The organism is Acinetobacter kanungonis, assembly GCF_009939195.1.
GTDB classification, from domain to species: domain Bacteria; phylum Pseudomonadota; class Gammaproteobacteria; order Pseudomonadales; family Moraxellaceae; genus Acinetobacter; species Acinetobacter kanungonis.
The window spans coordinates 94,571-111,851 of sequence record NZ_JAACKC010000002.1 but is presented as its reverse complement, the minus strand read 5'-3'; the positions used below and the strand labels follow the sequence as shown (position 1 = coordinate 111,851).

Sequence of the window (17,281 nt, the reverse complement as noted above, 5' to 3'; positions counted from 1 at the left end):
TCTTCCTTAAGCAGCTTGGGTACGAACCACATCTGCGAGATGATTCGCTAATGCAGTTACTTCTTCGAGTTGATCGCCTTCAACCATGACCCGAATCACAGGCTCAGTGCCTGACTTACGAATCAACAGTCGTCCACGACCTGCCAGCTGGGCTTCAGCTTTTTCAAATTCAGCCACCATCGCAGGGTTGGCATAGGGGTCGATCATCTGCTCTAAACGCACATTCACCAACACTTGCGGGAACAGTTTAAAATCTGCAACCAGCTCATGCAGCGCCTTTTTCTGCTCGACCATCACAGTAAGGACTTGGAGTGCCGCAATGATGGCATCGCCTGTCGTGCTCTTATCCAAAGTCAGAATATGACCTGAAGGCTCACCGCCTGTGATCCACTGGTTTTCTTCAAGGGCTTGCAATACATAACGGTCACCCACTTTGGCACGCACAAATGGCACTTCCGCCTGTTTGAGTGCCAGTTCCAGTGCCATGTTGCTCATGACGGTCCCGACGATGCCGTCTGGTTTTTTACTGGCTTGAGTCGCCAAAATATACAGAATATGGTCACCTGTGATTTGTTCACCATTGCGATCGACCATAATCACACGGTCGGCATCACCATCAAAGGCAATCCCCACATCCGCAGCATGCTCAACCACTGCTTTTTGTAGGCTTTCTGGATGAGTGGAACCACAGTGCTCATTAATATTTAAGCCATCGGGTCTGTTATAAAGTGCAATAACCGATGCCCCAAGCTCTTTAAATACGGCTGGACCAACGTTATACGCGGCACCATTGGCACAGTCCACCACAATTTTTAAATTGGACAAATCAAAATGGTAAGGGAATGTCGATTTACAGAATTCGATATAACGCCCATTGGCATCTTTGACCCGCACACTTTTACCCAGATTAGCGGTGTCTTCAATCAATAACTCTTTTTCTAATTCTTGATTAATCGCTTCTTGTAATGCGTCAGGTAGTTTTTTCCCTTCACCCGAAAAGAATTTAATCCCGTTATCAAAATAAGGATTATGTGAAGCGGAAATCACAATCCCTAAGCTAGCATGTAAGGCACGCGTTAAATGCGCAATTGCAGGCGTTGGCAATGGACCCAATAAATGCACATAGACACCAGCCGCATTCAATCCAGCCTGTAAAGCGGCTTCTAAAATATAACCCGAGAGACGAGTATCTTTACCCAAGACCACAATCGGTTTATTTTTTTGCGAATTTTTCTTTAGAACTTTACCTGCAGCAAATCCTAGCTTTAGTGCAAATTCAGGCGTAATTGGTAATTCTCCAAATTTCCCTCGAATACCATCTGTGCCAAAATAACTCATGTTTTACTCACTTCTTATATCTAGGTGTTGTGATCCACCTTTTGTCATAGTGAAATACTTTACACCAAAACAAAAAAGACCGTCATAGTGTTGACGGTCTCTTTGAATCTAATTTACTAAAAATCAACCAACGCGGTAGTTTGGCGCTTCTTTGGTAATGGTCACATCATGCACGTGAGACTCAGACATACCTGCTGCCGTAATCTTCACAAATTTTGCATTCTGACGTAGATCTTCAATGGTTGAAGAACCTGTATAGCCCATAGAAGAACGTAAGCCACCCATCATTTGATGGACGATGTTGCCCATAGGTCCTTTATACGGTACACGACCTTCAATCCCTTCTGGAACCAACTTCTCAGCACCTGCTTTCGAGTCTTGGAAATAGCGATCCGCAGAACCTGTCGCGCCCGCCATTGCACCCAATGAACCCATACCACGGTATGCTTTGTAGTAACGACCTTGGAAGAATTCAACTTCACCAGGGGCTTCTTCAGTACCCGCAAGCAATGAACCAACCATAATCGTGCTTGCACCTGCACCAATTGCTTTCGCCATATCGCCAGAGAAGCGAATACCACCGTCGGCAATTAAAGGAATCTGTTCTTTCAGTGCATTGGCAACGCTATCAATCGCAGAGATTTGTGGCATACCAATACCCGCAACAATACGCGTGGTACAAATTGAACCAGGACCGATACCCACTTTCACCGCATCTGCACCCGCATCCAGAAGCGCTAATGCAGCATCACCTGTTGCAATGTTGCCACCAATCACTTGAACTTGAGGGTAGTTCTGTTTCACCCAGCGTACGCGCTCAATCACGCCTGCAGAGTGACCATGTGCAGTATCCACCACAATCACGTCAACACCCGCTTCCACTAAAGCTTCTACGCGGCTTGGTGTTTCTACACCCGTACCGACTGCAGCACCCACACGTAAACGACCGAGGTCATCTTTACAACTGTTTGGATAAAGTTCAGCTTTACGGAAGTCAGTTACCGTAATTAAACCTTTCAGTTCGTTGTTTTCGCCAACCACCAATACTTTTTCAATACGGTGTTTCTGCAATAATGCCTGAATCTGTTCTTTCGATTCGCCTTCACGTACAGTCACTAAACGGTCTTGACCCGTCATAATGCTGCTTACAGGCTGCTCAAGGTTGGTTTCAAAACGTGTATCACGTCCTGTCACAATACCAACCACTTTCCCATCTTTTACTACAGGCACACCACTGATGTTGTTGGCTTGCGTAATCGCAATCAACTCACGTACTGTGGTTTCTGGTGTCACTGTAATTGGGTCTTTGACCATACCTGCTTCAAATTTTTTCACACGGCGTACTTCTGCAGCTTGTGCAGCAATATCCATGTTTTTGTGCAAAATACCAATACCACCGTTTTGTGACATCGCAATTGCCATACGTGATTCAGTCACGGTATCCATTGCTGCTGAAACGAGAGGGATATTTAAGTTAATGCCGCGAGTCAGGCGTGTCTTTAGAGAGACATCTTTTGGGAGGACAGTAGAATAGGCAGGGAGTAATAAGACATCATCGAAGGTTAACGCTTCTTGAACGATGGTCAACATAACAGTCTCACTGGTAATTTCCGTGCGCTATTATAAACAAATTTAGCTTTAAATTTCATTTTTTATTAAAAAAATATCATTTAAAAATGCAAGCGCGCTGGAAATCATTTTGCAGACCCAATTTTAACTCAGGAAATTAGCGTCAATCCATCCACTAATTTCCTTTTATACTTGATTTAGCTTTAAGTTGGACAGGTGAAAATACTTTCGTCCATCAAATCAACACCACATTCCAGCGTTTCAATCCAGTCGAGGAATTGGTTAATCATGTCCTTACCAATAAATGGCGTACCATGCTGCGGCACAATCATCTCGACATCCATGCTGCGTACCATGTTCACCCAAAGACGAATCACTTTATTGGAACACATATAGCGCTGATGGAAGCCTTTCATTTTCGGAATATGTGACGCAAAATTTTCTAATGGTTTATTGGCATCGTCGACCATGGATGCGCCCATGTCGCCCGAAAATAGAATTTTCGCAATCGGATCATAAAACTGGAAATTCCCCACCGAATGTAAAAAGTGCGCTGGAATCGCTACAATCGAAGACTGTCCCAAAGGAATCACCTGACCATGATCAGGCAGTTCAATAAGACGATCTAACCAATTGCCTTTCATACGATCGCTCATAAACGCGGAGTTCAAATGTGGTAAAAAGCGCGCCCACAGCTTTGAAGCCACCACTTTGGCATCGGTATACACCAACCAGCGGGGCATAGAAGTAATAATGTCAGGGTCTTGATGAGATGCCATTACATAGTCGAGGTTGGTCAGGCGTGTATATTTATTCAGTTCCATGGTTAACGGAACATAAGTTAAATCACCGCCTGGGTCCAATACCGCAGCACGCTCATGATCCAAAATCAGAAACTGGTTTGCCTGAACGCCTTCCCCTTTGACTAGACTGGTAAAACTGATGCACTTATGCGTACCATTATCAAATAACACTTGCGATGTGGTGCGATCGAAAGCCATAGCAAAACCCCAATATTTATATTCTAAAAGTTCAATTTTTAATTCCCTATAACATAAAGGGAATCAGTCCAACTTACAATAAATATACAGAGCAAGTTTGCAGTTTTATGAAGTTATTTATCTGATTTACATAACAAAAAACCCAACTATTTTGCTGGGTTTTCTTAAAATCACGGGCGGCTTAGAAGAAGTAGTGCTGCACCAGCGTCGAGACACCAATCACCAAGAAGATGGCTGCACCAATTTTATGAATTAATGCAATTGGCAATTTGTCAGCCAGTTTATTGCCTACAAACACCGCAGGTGCATTGGCCAGCATCATCCCCACGGTTGTTCCCGCCATAACCCAGAAAATACTGTCATAACGTGCCGCTAAAGCCACTGTTGCAATTTGGGTTTTGTCACCAATTTCAGCCAAGAAGAACAGGATGAAGGTGGCGCCCAAGACTCCAAATTTCTGCCATTTATTGATGCTCGCGGTTTCATCATCCAGCTCATCGGGAATCAGCATCCACGCGGCCATACCAATAAAGCCAAGTGACAATACCCAGATCAAGACTTCAGGGCTCAAAACAGTCGTAATCCACTGACCCAGTACCGCAGATAAGCCGTGGTTAATCAGCGTTGCAGCTAAAATGGCAATCAGGATAGGAACAGGTTTACGGAAACGTGCAGCCAGTAATAAGGCAAGAAGTTGGGTTTTATCACCCATTTCAGCGAGAGCGACAATTGCTGTCGAAATTAGGAACTCATGCATAACATCTTTTCTCTGGCTAGCAAAATTTGCCTATGACTTACCCCTCCTGCTAGCCAAAATCAAATAGATTGATGCAGAGTGGTAAATCAAAGGTCTTGCCAACAAAAAAAGCTGTTTTATGAGCTTATTTGGTTCTTTGCTATGATGACCATGTTCTGTGGAACAATTATGTTGATCATCACCTTTTTACGGAGCGTAAAAAGCGGCTACTCCCCAATGAATCATCAGTATTATATAAAATTCCACTAATTTTTCAAATCTTTGATTGTAGTTTTTCGTTTTCCACTATCATGCTTGGCTGTTCAAACTGAAAAGCCGAAACGCTGATATAACCACAGTGCACCACGGCACAATCCCAGTAACATCGCCAAGCCAACATTAAATCCCAACCAGCCAAAGCTGCCCCAACCACTGGCACCCCCAATATGCTGTGCCTGATATTCCATGGAAAAGACAATCGTGGCGGTGAAAATTTCCAGTCCCATCACTAGATACGTCACCCAATGCCATGGGAAATGCAGCACACTGAGCCAAAGCCCCATCAATACCAAAACCAACAATAAAACGGGCAGCATAAATTTAAAAAAGGCAAACATCTGCATGCAACTCCCTGCATTCAATTTATTTTTGACATCTTTATGCATTTTAACTAAATCACTCAAATGTAAGAGACTTCACAACAGATTTTTACGATTTATCCAAATCCATCACAATAAAAAACCCCGCCGAGGCGAGGTTTTATGCGCTGATTTAAAAATAAATTAGAGCAGTAAACTGCGAATATCGCCCAATAACTTGGTAAGCTTATTGGTAAAGCGTGCTGCATCTGCACCATTAATTACACGGTGATCATAAGACAAAGACAACGGCAACATCAGGCGTGGATCAAAACCTTGACCATTCCATACAGGCTGCATGGTCGCTGGTGAGATCCCTAAAATTGCTACTTGTGGCCAGTTCACCAATGGGGTAAATGCAGTACCACCAATTGCGCCTAAGCTAGAAATGGTGAAATTAGCACCTTGCAAGTCTTTCGGAGAAAGTTTCTTGTCACGGGCTTTTTGACCCATCACACCCAATTCAACTGCAATTTGCTTAATGGTTTTCTGGTCTGGGTTACGTAACACTGGAACAGTTAAGCCATCTGGGGTTGCCACTGCAATACCCATATGGATTTCATTACGTAATAGCACTGACTTGCCATCATCCGACAAGTGACCTGCAAACTCACGCTCTTCTTTCAACAAATGCGCAACCGCTTTGATGATGAATGCCATAATGGTCAGGCTGATACCTTCTTTCTTGAAGTTGCCTTTTAGCTCATTACGCCAATCTTCTAACGCAGTAATGTCAGCCAAATCGAACTGCGTCACTTGCGGAATGAAGTTATTCAATGACAATTGCGGAATTGAAACTTGCTGTAAACGCGTCAGCACTTTTTCTTCCACACCACCGAAAGCCGTGAAGTCTGGCAATTTCGGCAAGCCTGAAACTGCTGGTGCTGCCGCAGCCACGGGTGCTGCTTGTGGTGCAGTTAAGCGAGCTTTCACATAGGCAAACACGTCTTCTTTCATTAAGCGACCATGTGGACCTGAGTTTTGTACTTGAGCCAGTACAACGCCTAACTCACGTGCTAATTTACGCACTGCAGGGCCTGCATAGACTTTTGCATTTTCTGCACTTTGCTCTTTGGTCAGCTTGTCTGCCCCAGTTGTCACTACAGGTGCAGATTCAACTTTCGCGGCTAGAGGTGCTGGTGCAGCAGCGGCTTGGGTTTGTGCTTTGGCTGGTGCTGCAGCAACTTGTGCCGCAGGCGCTACCGATTCAGCTTCAATGGTCACCAAAGGCATGCCTTGTGCAACACTTTGTCCAGCAGCAACATGAATGGCTTTAATCACGCCCGCAGTCGTGCTTGGCACTTCAACGGTCGCTTTATCCGATTCAACCACAATGATGCTTTGATCGTTCTCAACACGATCACCTACACTCACTAAAATTTCAGCGACTGCAGCTTTGTCGACACCCAAGTCAGGTACAGTAATTTCAACTGGTCCTGCTGCCACTGGTGCTGCAGGAGCAACCGCTGCCTGTACAGGCTCAGCAACTGGTGCAGGCGTGCTGACAGCTGCTTGCGTGGTCGTTGCTGGAGCAGCACCTGCCACTTTCACTTTTAACAACACCACGCCTTCTTTCACGGTGTCGCCAGCTTGAATTTCAACGCTTTCCACTGTGCCCGCAACTGTGCTCGGCACTTCAACCGTCGCTTTGTCCGATTCAACCACCACGATACTTTGATCGATCTCAATCGTATCGCCAACTTGAACCAGAATTTCGCCCACAACTGCTTTTTCAACGCCAATGTCAGGAACTTGCACATCAACCACAGCACTTGGCGCTGCTTGGCTCGCTGCAACAGGAGCAGCCACTTCTGGTGTTGCAACCACTGCAGCAGGTTCAGCCGCTTTTTCTTCAACTTTTGCAGCAGCAGGAGTCGCAGCAGCTTCTGATTCAAGCTCAATCAGGACAGCGCCTTCAGAAACTTCATCACCCACTGTAACTTTAATGCTTTTCACCACGCCTGCTGAAGTGCTTGGCACTTCAACAGAGGCTTTATCAGACTCAAGCAAAACCAGACTGTCATCCACCGCAATCTGATCGCCCACTTTCACTAAAATTTCGGCAACCGTAGCTTTATCTACGCCAATATCAGGTGTTGTAATTTGCATACTTAGTTCTCCTCACCTGATTGTTCTTTGTAGTCCGCAACTGCATGAACTTCAGGGTGCGCCTGAGGTGCCCATGCCACTGGACGGTCTGTATCAAGTTCAAATGAAGAAATCGCATCTTTCACTAAGCGTGCATCTACTTCACCTTCGTCCGCTAACTTTTTCAAGGTTGCAACCACAATATGCGCTGCATCGACACCGAAGTAGCTACGTAGGTTGGCACGTGTATCAGAACGGCCATAACCATCAGTACCTAAAGCCACGAATGGACGGTTGTCTGGCAGATAAGCACGGATTTGTTCGCTATAAGCACGCATATGATCCGTTGCAGAAACCACGATACCATCGGTAGGACGAAGCAACTCAGATACCCACGCTTCTTTGGCTTGTTCAGCTAAAGGATGTAAGCGGTTGTATTCTTCACATGCCATACCATCACGCGCCAACTCGTTAAAGCTGGTCACGCTCCATACGTTTGAATGGATTTGGTATTCATCACGTAAGATTTTCGCAGCCTTAATCACTTCACGCAGAATTACACCTGAACCCATCAACTGAACAGTGGCTTTTTCATCTTGTTGGAACAAGTACATACCACGTTTGATGCCTTCCTCTGCGCCCGCTGGCATTTCAGGATGCTCGTAGTTTTCGTTCATTACGGTTAAGTAGTAGAACACACGCTCTTGGTTCACATACATACGTTGTAAACCGTCATGCACGATCACCGCCAATTCATAACCGAAACATGGGTCATACGACACACAGTTTGGAATGGTGTTTGCAAGGATGTGTGAGTGACCATCTTGGTGTTGTAAGCCTTCACCGTTCAGTGTGGTACGACCTGCAGTTGCACCTAGCAAGAAACCTTGCGCTTGAGCATCACCTGCCGCCCATGCAATATCACCAATACGTTGGAAACCAAACATTGAGTAGTACATGTACATTGGAATCATTGGCAAGTTATTGGTTGAATAACTGGTTGCCAACGCTGCCCATGCACTCATCGCACCAGCTTCGTTAATCCCTTCTTGTAACATGTGACCGTCTTTGGCTTCACGGTAATGCATCAACTGTTCTTGGTCTTCAGGGGTATATTTCTGACCATGCGCAGCATAAATACCCAACTGACGGAACATACCTTCTAAACCGAAAGTACGCGCTTCGTCAGGAACGATTGGCACTACGCGGTCTTTAATTGCTTTTTCTTTCAATAAAGAAGCGATTAAACGCACCATCACCATCGTGGTGGATTGTTCTTTGCCCGCAGAACCTTTGAGTACCGCATCAAATACCGACAATTCAGGAATGGCTAATTGCTCACTCTCTTTACGACGTGCAGGTAGATAGCCACCTAAAGCTTCACGACGCGCCTTCATATATTTCATTTCTGGCGAGTTTTCACTTGGACGGTAGAATGGAAGCTCTTCTAACTTATCATCTGTAAATGGCAGGTTGAAACGGTCACGCACATATTTCAAAGAGTCGATCTGCATTTTTTTGATTTGGTGAGTTTTGTTCACCGCTTCAATTTCTTCAGACAAACCATAACCTTTAACCGTTTTTGCAAGAATAACGGTTGGTTGACCTTTGGCTTTCATTGCTTCCGCATAGGCTGCAAAAACTTTGTACGGGTCATGACCACCACGGTTGAGATTATCGATGTCTTCATCACTTAAATCTTTTACAAGTTCCGCAGCTTCTGGATACTTGCCAAAGAATTTCTCACGCGTATATGCGCCGCCTTTCACTTGATAGCGTTGGTACTCACCATCAACTGTTTCTTCCATCACTGCTTTTAAAGCACCTGTGGTGTCTTTCGCCAATAATGGATCCCAATGACGACCCCAGACTACTTTAATGACACGCCAGCCCGCGCCACGGAATAACGATTCTAATTCTTGAATGATTTTACCGTTACCACGTACCGGACCATCTAGACGCTGTAAGTTACAGTTCACCACCCAGATCAGGTTATCCAATTTCTCACGACCAGCAAGCGAGATTGCACCCGTACTTTCCGGCTCATCCATCTCACCATCGCCAAGATAAGCCCAGACTTTACGATCTTCTTCTTTGATCAAGCCACGGTTCATCAAATATTTTTGAATGTGTGCTTGATAAATCGACATGATTGGACCCAGACCCATCGATACCGTTGGGAACTGCCAATAGTCCGGCATTAAATATGGATGTGGATAGCTTGGCAAACCGTTGCCGCCCACTTCACGGCGGAAATTACTTAACTGTTCTTCAGTTAAACGTCCTTCCAAGAAAGAACGTGCATAAATACCAGGCGCACAGTGACCTTGGTAATAAATCATATCTCCGCCAAAGTTATTGCTGTTTGCGCGGAAGAAGTGGTTAAAACCAACATCGTATAAAGTTGCTGAAGATGCAAAACTTGCCAAGTGACCACCTAAGTCGTCACCTGTTTTGTTGGCACGTAAAACCATTGCCAGAGCATTCCAACGGATCAGCGCGCGAATACGACGCTCCATATCCTGATCGCCTGGCATTGCAGGAGTTTCGTCAACTGAAACCGTATTTAAATAAGGAGTATTTAAGCGCTGAATAGGAACATGTTTCGCGATTGCACGTTGATATAATTTTTCTAATAAAAATGCAGCGCGTTCTGTTCCCATGTGTTTTAGAACCGAATCAAAAGCATCTTGCCATTCTTGGGTTTCTTGCGCATCAGTATCGCCATAAAACGCCATAATCCACCTATTCCTTGAGCTTAATCTATTTTATATATGTACCATACTTTGGTATTAGAAGTTATCGCTACAGCTGAATACGGACATGCACCACTATTTATAAAATAAATAATTGCTGACGATTTAACACTCAAATTAACAAAAAATCGCCAATAATGTAGATTTTTCATACAAACAAAATTCTTTTGCCTGATAGTATGAAAAAAGGTGAAGAAAACATCCCTGTTTTGGTGCAAATCTCACAGAAACAAAAAGGCAGCACATTGGAAAGAGGTTAGACCCAATGTACTGCCTTTGAAGGAATTTAAGGAATAAATTCGAGGTACGATTATGGCAACATCGCTAAGTAGGTAGATGGATTTTTACGCTGACCATCTTTTACTACTTCATAATGTAAATGTGGACCCGTACAACGACCTGTACAGCCAACATTGGCAATGTGTTCACCCGCTTCTACGCGATCACCCACACGTGCCACTAGACGAGAAGCATGAGCATAACGCGTGATATAGCCATTCCCGTGATTGATTTCAACGTATTGACCATAACCTGAGCCCCAACCCGACTTGGTTACGACACCAGGACCCGTTGCATAAATCGGAGTACCACTTGGCGCAGATAAATCCAATCCAGAGTGATGTTCAGCGCGGCCACCCATGGTACGACCACCATAATTTGAGCTAACACGTTTCATGTCTGGCAATGGATGAGTCACTAACCATGAATAAGGATTATTTGAAGATGCTGAATACGTAGCTTTAGTGCCATATTTTTTAGCAATCGACTCGTTGTTGAGTTCAACTGTTTTTTCACGCAGCTTAACGGATACTTGTGTGCTTGCAGGGATATCAATATCTTCAGGTTCAGCATACGAACCTTGGGCAAGTGTTTGAGTAAGCTGTTCAATACGATCTGGTGAAGCAGTGGTATTTGAATTCAATTGAACTAAATCAGCGAAAGCGACCGATGCGGCCGAAGCTGCTAAAGAAAACGCCAATAAAATACGTCTCGTGTGCATAAAAACCTCTTTAAACTGTTCTTACAAAAGTTCCTTGCGTGATCTCTTCCTTGATATCTACTGAAAGGAGCGCATAAGATTAAGACACAAATATGAAGGTAATATGTATGTCCGAACCAGAGAATCTCTTTCAACAAACAAGAAAACGCATAAAAACAGGAAACTTATCGTTTCTCTCAACCCAAGTTGCTGCATGGCAGAAACTTAGCAAACTTATTCAACCGTTATTGCCTCAACCAGAGCAATGGCAGGTTGCTTGTTATCAACATGGTGTTTTGACCATAACAGGTGAAAATCAAGCGATGGTGAGTCAGCTGGGTTATTTGCAAAAACACTATATTGTTGAATTAGCTCGACTCGAAGAACTTAAAGATTTACAAAAGCTTCAGGTACGTTTGAGAGTTTCCCCCAAAACTACACACCCGACCACTGAACCATCTTCTCGGTCTTTAAGCACAGAAACCCAAGACTTATTAAAAGGGGCTGCTGACTTTGTGAGCGACCCTAAGCTTAGCCAAGCGATGCTACGTTTGGCAAGCAATAAAAAGTAACCCAGACGCGTTCCTAGAAAATGTTTCAATGCTTAAATGTGACAATTATCACACTCTTATTTGTTATATTATAATGTAACCCATGTAAGACAATGACTTATGTCACACTTACATAAGGGATTGGACATTGATCTATGTCATCAAATGTTACAATTTCGTAGCTGCTTGGATCACTTTGGACATTGCGCAACAATTGGTTGTTTAAAGCATGACCTGACTTATATCCATCAAATTTCGCAATAATTTGATGTCCCAATAAATATAAATCGCCCACGGCATCTAATATTTTGTGACGAACAAATTCGTCAGAGAAGCGTAGTCCTTCTTCGTTGACCACACCTGTATCATCCACACCAATCGCATTATCTAAGCTTGCACCCAATGCCAAGTTATTGGCTTTGAGGTAATCGAGATCTTTCATAAAGCCGAAAGTACGTGCTTCACTCACTTCGTAGACAAAAGTTTCAGTAGAAAAATCAATGGTGGCGGACTGATATTCTTTTTTAAATGCGGGATGATCAAAATCAATGGTGAAATTGAGCTGAAAGCCCGAATGCGGGGTAAAGATGGCACGCTTATCATCAATAAGCGCTTCAACAGGCTTTAAAATTCGGATGAATTTTTTTGGTGCATTTTGCTCGACCAAACCGCCCTGCATTAATAGATAAATAAACGGACCTGCACTGCCATCCATAATTGGGACTTCAGAAGCAGAGACTTCAATAATTAAATTATCAATGCCTAGACCTGCGATTGCACTCATCACGTGCTCAATGGTGCCCACTTTGGCATCTTCTTGAACCAAATTGGAGCACATAAATGCTTCTTGAATCAGCATGGCATCGGCAGGAATATCGACGGGCGGATCAAGATCAATACGACGAAACACAATGCCCCCATCCACATGGTGCGGCACAAAGTTCATTAATACCTTTTGCCCACTATGAAGACCAATACCGCTCGCTTTCACGACACGTTGCAGGGTACGCTGTTTCAACATGCTTTTTCTATCATCTGCCCATAAAACCGCTATACGTTAGCATATTTAGCCATTGATAAAAAACAAAAAGGTAGCGAATGCGCTACCTTTTTGTCATATCTTGATAAAAAGATATTATTAAATAATTACTTACGTTGCTGATTCTTCAAATAATCTTGAATGCTCATTGGTGTAGGACGTGAAGCACCCGCCGATGAAGCTGCATTAATCGCAGGTGAATCGGTTTGTTGACGTTGAATCGCAGGAACATCATCTTCTTCAACCGCAGCATGTGCTGTAGTTGCAGAACGTGACACCTGTGCCGTGGTTGGGCGTTTGGTTGGCTCAATAGCATCCGCCGAATTACGGGTTAAACCTGTTGCAATCACAGTGACGCTAATTTCATCACGCGCATCTGGATCAAATACGGTACCGTAGAATACCTGACCTTCATCCAAGTCAACGATTTGGTTTACAACATCCGTGATTTCTTCGATCTCACCAAATGTCACATCATCGCCACCCGTCACATTAATTAAAATGCCTTTGGCATTCATAATGGTGACGTTATCTAACAATGGACTACGAATTGCTTGTTCTGCTGCTTGGCGTGCACGATGCTCACCACGACCAGAACCTGCACCCATCATGGCATAACCACGAGTACTCATTGCAGTTTTCAAGTCAGCAAAGTCAAGGTTAATATGACCAGGGCGAACCACCAAATCAAAGATACTACGGACTGCATTCAGCAATACATCGTCCGCTTTCTTATAGGCATCTTTCATTGAGATGTCGCGGAACACTTTTAATAAGCGTTGGTTCGGAATGATGATCAGCGAGTCGACATGTGCTTCTAAAGCCTCAATGCCTTTTTCCGCAGATTGTTGACGACGCTTCCCTTCAAAATTGAATGGTGTAGTGACCACACCTACGGTCAAAATCCCCATTTCTTTGGCAATTTCGGCAACCACGGGTGCAGCACCTGTACCTGTACCACCACCCATACCCGCAGTGACGAACACCATATCGGTGCCTTCAAGATGCTGACGAATTAACTCGCGACTTTCTTCAGCAGCGGTTTGTCCCACTTGCGGATTGGCACCTGCACCCAAACCACGCGTGCTTTGCTCACCCAACTGGATTTTGAATTGTGCATTCATACGGTCTAATGCTTGTTTGTCCGTATTGGCACAAACAAATTTTACGCCTTGAATGTCAGATTCCAACATGTGTTGAACAGCATTACCGCCTGCACCACCTACACCAAATACAGTGAAACGGGCTTGACCGTTGCTATCGTTTTGATCATCTTCTAAAAATTCAAATGAGGCCATGACCTTTAAATTTCCTAATTCGTAATTGGCAGTCACTTAAGCCCGTATACTGCCTTGATCTGCATAAATAAAAATTGGTTTTAGGATGCTGCGCTATGTCTAGCTTGTCAAGTCTCGACTGCTTAACGTACAACTTCCAAACAATATTCCCAAAAAATACAACTAAAAAATAGACTTCAACTTATCATTTAACCCTGACCAAGCCCGTCCTGCACGTTTCCAAAACGACAGCGTTTCAGGATCAACGGTTTCGACCAATGTTTCTTGTGGATCGCCCTGACTAAACATCAACAAGCCTGCTGCAGTCGCATATTGCGAACGACGCAAGGATGCCAAATACGGTTCATCGGCATAAACCTGCACAGGCGGATTACCCAAATGTGCAGAAATACCAAGCATACGGCGTACCAAACTGACCATACCTTCAATCTGACAGGCATCGCCTGTTAGCACTACACCATGATACAAACCATGAATCGCGCCACTGCGTTCCAAGACTTCGCGAACTTGGGTCAGAATTTCTTCGTAACGGGCAATCATAATTTCAGATAACTCAATCCGACTAATGGTTTGCGGACCATCGATGCCTTGAATTTGAATCATATGATCTGGTTTTACCACTTTTAAGTCGACGCAACCATAAAGCAGCTTAATTCTTTCTGCTTCTTCTGTGGTAGTTTGTAAAACCGCAGCAATATCACGCGTTACATGTTCACCGCCACGCTGCAATGTTTCAGCCATGGCAAGACGACCGTCTAAATAGACCGCAAGATTGGTGGTGCCAGCGCCCATATCGAGCAGGCAGACTCCATATTCTTTTTCATCTTTGAGCAAGCTGGCTTCAGCCGTTGCCAAGCACGACACCACCATTTTTTCAACGGTGATATTCGCTCCTTTCATGGCTCGATCCAGATTCTGCATGGTGCTGATCGGCAACATCATCAACTGATAATGCCCTTTCATGCTGTGCGCAGACATTCGAATCGGGTTTTGCACCCATTCTGGAGAATCATCCAGCTCAAAGCCCAATGGCACCGCACTCACTAAATAGTGGTCTGAAGTAATATGACTGGCTTTTGCCAACTCTAATGCTCTAACCACTTCATTGGTGGTAATACTATGTTCGGCATTTTCAATTGGGGTACGACCCGAAGCATAAAAACTTTTTAATTCTGCACTTGGAATTGAAACCCAAGCCGAGTGCACACGGCACTCCGCCATATCTTCCGCTTCCTGAACGGCATTTTTTATCGCCGTGATGACTTTATCCAAGCTCACGATTTTGCCTTTGTTCATACCGCGGTTACGTGCCGTCGCCATCCCAATAACCTGAATCTTGTCTGGGGCGTGCACCTTACCAATCAAAACTGAAACTTTATGTGTCCCAATGTCAATCGCAACAACTGAGGGAACAGCTTCACTCATTATTTACTACCATTACATGTTTGTTTAATTTATGGCTTTACGCCTCTATTTATAAAGCCAGTCATTATGGCTTTGCATTTATCCCATCCGCAATGCTTGTGTCATTAATCGTTACAACAAAGTGACCATTTGCAATTTTCGGTGGGGCTGCACTTTTCCATTGGATGGCTAAGCCGTTCCTATACCGTAAATCGATTGACGAAATTTGTGACCACACGGGTTTCAAATCACTTTGCGCAAGATGACTCAAGCGTTGTAGCTTACTCATGGTCTGATCTTGATCAACAATAACACGTAATCCAGAATCAAACTGCATAAACCAAGTCATACGCTCCGTTAAATATAATTCTTTTAGCCGAAGGTTGACTGGAAGGAATAACTGATTAATTTCATTATAGCGACGCATCATGGTTTTAGATTGGCTCATCGGCCCATGAAGCAGTGGCAATTGTTGATAATTTCGCGGGGTCACTTCAGCAAAAACATCACCGCTGTCACTGAGTAGGCGTCCTGTTCCCCAACGGGCGATTGCATGACGTGGCATCACGCGAACACGAATGGCATTTGGCCAAGCGCGAGAAACCACCACACGATCCACCCACGACAGCTCTAATGCGCGATCCCGAATTTGCTCTAAATCAGAGGTAAAGTAATTATTTTGTACCGTCGGTGCCACATGCAACATTACTTGGCGCTGCTCTGCATCGGAACGGGTGCCCACCACGTCCAGATCTGCCACTCGAGCATCCGTCATTACTTTATATAAGCCAAACACTCCAGCAGCCAGCACCACAAAGGCAATGACCAAAAGCAACCAGCCGCCTACGTTGGTCAGTTGTTCCTGACGCGTGGGTGGTTTGTCATGTATCGAGGTAATTGCGGCGCGTTTGCGGCGCATCGATGCTGGAAGTTGAGCCATAACTTAGTGTGCTGCACCTGTAAGTGTTTGTTCTAAAATTGCGACACATAATGCATCAAAGCTATAACCGACTGCATTGGCTGCTTTAGGCACCAACGAGTGGCTGGTCATACCTGGAACTGTATTCACTTCAAGCAACCAGAAATTGCCCTGCTCATCTTGCATGGCGTCAATACGTCCCCAGCCACTTGCACCCACCGCTTGGAATGCACGCAAGCATAAGGCTTGTAAACGTTGCTCTTCCGCTTCAGTCAAGCCACATGGAATGCCATATTGCACATCGTTACGCTGATATTTTGCTTCATAATCGTAAAACGCAACATCCGCAGGGGGTTGTAAACGAATCACAGGTAACGGTTGACCATTCAAGAATGAAATCGTAAATTCACGTCCTGTAATCCATTTTTCAGCCATCACCACTGCATCATGCTGAGTGGCTTTGGCAATTGCAGCAGATAAATCTTCTGCTTTTTCAACTTTGCTCATGCCGACGCTCGAACCTTCATGTACCGGTTTGATAATCAACGGTAAGCCTAAGCTTTGCACGACTTCAGCCAAGTCGGTGTCTTTATCCACAATGCGATATGGTGCGGTTGGCAAGTCTGAACCCTGCCAGATTTGCTTGGTTTTGACCTTATCCATACCAATGGCAGAGCCTTGTACGCCAGTGCCTGTGTACGGAATGTTTAACCACTCCAAAACACCTTGAATCTGACCATCTTCCCCGCCACGACCATGCAACACAATAAAGGCACGATCATAGCCCACCAATTCCGTCACACTACGATTTTGAGGATCAAATGCCTCGGCATTTACCCCAGAACGAATCAATGCTTCAAGTACCGCCTGACCACTATCGAGAGAAACCTCACGCTCAGCTGATTTACCACCAAGCAACACGGCAACTTTGCCGAACTTTGAAGCATTTGACACGTTTTTATCCT

The 17,281-nt window shown here is 44.5% G+C and carries 14 protein-coding genes and 1 riboswitch; of the genes, 1 reads left to right on the top strand and 13 read right to left on the bottom strand.

The window, feature by feature from the left end:
• Nucleotides 1-6: 6 nt before the first annotated feature.
• The 8 genes from glmM to GWK51_RS04700 form a co-directional block, all read right to left on the bottom strand.
• Nucleotides 7-1,338: a phosphoglucosamine mutase gene (gene glmM / locus GWK51_RS04735; protein ID WP_161932878.1), complete on the bottom strand. Its 1,332-nt coding sequence runs from the start codon at nt 1,336-1,338 to the stop codon at nt 7-9.
• 123 nt (nt 1,339-1,461) lie between these two features.
• Nucleotides 1,462-2,928 (bottom strand): IMP dehydrogenase, encoded by a 1,467-nt coding sequence (gene guaB, locus GWK51_RS04730; RefSeq protein WP_100241184.1) that lies wholly within the window; start codon nt 2,926-2,928, stop codon nt 1,462-1,464.
• Between the two features lie 182 nt (nt 2,929-3,110).
• Complete coding sequence (locus GWK51_RS04725) at nt 3,111-3,908, bottom strand: oxygen-binding di-iron domain-containing protein (protein ID WP_161932877.1); 798 nt, start codon at nt 3,906-3,908, stop codon at nt 3,111-3,113.
• A 181-nt stretch (nt 3,909-4,089) separates the two neighbouring features.
• The gene (locus GWK51_RS04720) at nt 4,090-4,665 is read right to left on the bottom strand and encodes a TMEM165/GDT1 family protein (RefSeq protein WP_142769960.1); all 576 of its coding nucleotides are present in this window, start codon (nt 4,663-4,665) and stop codon (nt 4,090-4,092) included.
• An 84-nt stretch (nt 4,666-4,749) separates the two neighbouring features.
• Nucleotides 4,750-4,894, bottom strand: a riboswitch (yybP-ykoY riboswitch).
• 73 nt (nt 4,895-4,967) lie between these two features.
• Nucleotides 4,968-5,261: a hypothetical protein gene (locus GWK51_RS04715; RefSeq protein WP_100241270.1), complete on the bottom strand. Its 294-nt coding sequence runs from the start codon at nt 5,259-5,261 to the stop codon at nt 4,968-4,970.
• Between the two features lie 165 nt (nt 5,262-5,426).
• Entirely contained in the window at nt 5,427-7,391 is a 1,965-nt protein-coding gene (locus GWK51_RS04710) for a 2-oxo acid dehydrogenase subunit E2 (RefSeq protein WP_161932876.1), read from the bottom strand.
• A 2-nt stretch (nt 7,392-7,393) separates the two neighbouring features.
• Entirely contained in the window at nt 7,394-10,108 is a 2,715-nt protein-coding gene (aceE, locus tag GWK51_RS04705; RefSeq protein ID WP_161932875.1) for a pyruvate dehydrogenase (acetyl-transferring), homodimeric type, read from the bottom strand.
• A gap of 328 nt (nt 10,109-10,436) precedes the next feature.
• On the bottom strand, nt 10,437-11,126 hold the full coding sequence (locus GWK51_RS04700; protein ID WP_100241179.1) for a M23 family metallopeptidase: 690 nt from the start codon (nt 11,124-11,126) through the stop codon (nt 10,437-10,439).
• Between the two features lie 107 nt (nt 11,127-11,233).
• On the opposite strand from GWK51_RS04700, the gene GWK51_RS04695 reads away from it, so the two are divergent.
• The gene (locus GWK51_RS04695) at nt 11,234-11,677 is read left to right on the top strand and encodes a DUF721 domain-containing protein (protein WP_100241178.1); all 444 of its coding nucleotides are present in this window, start codon (nt 11,234-11,236) and stop codon (nt 11,675-11,677) included.
• Between the two features lie 97 nt (nt 11,678-11,774).
• Here GWK51_RS04695 and lpxC read toward each other — a convergent pair whose 3' ends face one another.
• From lpxC to GWK51_RS04670, 5 genes are all read right to left on the bottom strand, one after another.
• Nucleotides 11,775-12,677 carry a UDP-3-O-acyl-N-acetylglucosamine deacetylase gene (gene lpxC, locus GWK51_RS04690; protein ID WP_100241177.1) on the bottom strand — a complete coding sequence of 301 codons (903 nt, stop codon included), beginning with the start codon at nt 12,675-12,677 and terminating at the stop codon, nt 11,775-11,777.
• Nucleotides 12,678-12,802: 125 nt separating this feature from the next.
• Nucleotides 12,803-13,993 carry a cell division protein FtsZ gene (gene ftsZ, locus GWK51_RS04685; protein ID WP_100241176.1) on the bottom strand — a complete coding sequence of 397 codons (1,191 nt, stop codon included), beginning with the start codon at nt 13,991-13,993 and terminating at the stop codon, nt 12,803-12,805.
• A 162-nt stretch (nt 13,994-14,155) separates the two neighbouring features.
• Nucleotides 14,156-15,418: a cell division protein FtsA gene (gene ftsA / locus GWK51_RS04680; RefSeq protein WP_142769957.1), complete on the bottom strand. Its 1,263-nt coding sequence runs from the start codon at nt 15,416-15,418 to the stop codon at nt 14,156-14,158.
• 64 nt (nt 15,419-15,482) lie between these two features.
• Nucleotides 15,483-16,337, bottom strand: coding sequence for a cell division protein FtsQ/DivIB (locus tag GWK51_RS04675; RefSeq protein ID WP_100241174.1), 855 nt, complete (start codon nt 16,335-16,337; stop codon nt 15,483-15,485).
• Between the two features lie 3 nt (nt 16,338-16,340).
• Complete coding sequence (locus tag GWK51_RS04670) at nt 16,341-17,270, bottom strand: D-alanine--D-alanine ligase (protein WP_161932874.1); 930 nt, start codon at nt 17,268-17,270, stop codon at nt 16,341-16,343.
• Nucleotides 17,271-17,281 lie beyond the last annotated feature (11 nt).

Coding starts and splice junctions, on each gene's coding strand:
- GWK51_RS04700 (WP_100241179.1), bottom strand. CDS start 11,126: ATGCACACGAGACGTATTTTATTGGCGTTTTCTTTAGCAGCTTCGGCC.
- lpxC (WP_100241177.1), bottom strand. CDS start 12,677: ATGTTGAAACAGCGTACCCTGCAACGTGTCGTGAAAGCGAGCGGTATT.
- aceE (WP_161932875.1), bottom strand. CDS start 10,108: ATGGCGTTTTATGGCGATACTGATGCGCAAGAAACCCAAGAATGGCAA.
- GWK51_RS04695 (WP_100241178.1), top strand. CDS start 11,234: ATGTCCGAACCAGAGAATCTCTTTCAACAAACAAGAAAACGCATAAAA.
- GWK51_RS04720 (WP_142769960.1), bottom strand. CDS start 4,665: ATGCATGAGTTCCTAATTTCGACAGCAATTGTCGCTCTCGCTGAAATG.
- GWK51_RS04715 (WP_100241270.1), bottom strand. CDS start 5,261: ATGTTTGCCTTTTTTAAATTTATGCTGCCCGTTTTATTGTTGGTTTTG.
- ftsA (WP_142769957.1), bottom strand. CDS start 15,418: ATGAGTGAAGCTGTTCCCTCAGTTGTTGCGATTGACATTGGGACACAT.
- GWK51_RS04675 (WP_100241174.1), bottom strand. CDS start 16,337: ATGGCTCAACTTCCAGCATCGATGCGCCGCAAACGCGCCGCAATTACC.
- ftsZ (WP_100241176.1), bottom strand. CDS start 13,993: ATGGCCTCATTTGAATTTTTAGAAGATGATCAAAACGATAGCAACGGT.
- glmM (WP_161932878.1), bottom strand. CDS start 1,338: ATGAGTTATTTTGGCACAGATGGTATTCGAGGGAAATTTGGAGAATTA.
- GWK51_RS04710 (WP_161932876.1), bottom strand. CDS start 7,391: ATGCAAATTACAACACCTGATATTGGCGTAGATAAAGCTACGGTTGCC.
- GWK51_RS04725 (WP_161932877.1), bottom strand. CDS start 3,908: ATGGCTTTCGATCGCACCACATCGCAAGTGTTATTTGATAATGGTACG.
- guaB (WP_100241184.1), bottom strand. CDS start 2,928: ATGTTGACCATCGTTCAAGAAGCGTTAACCTTCGATGATGTCTTATTA.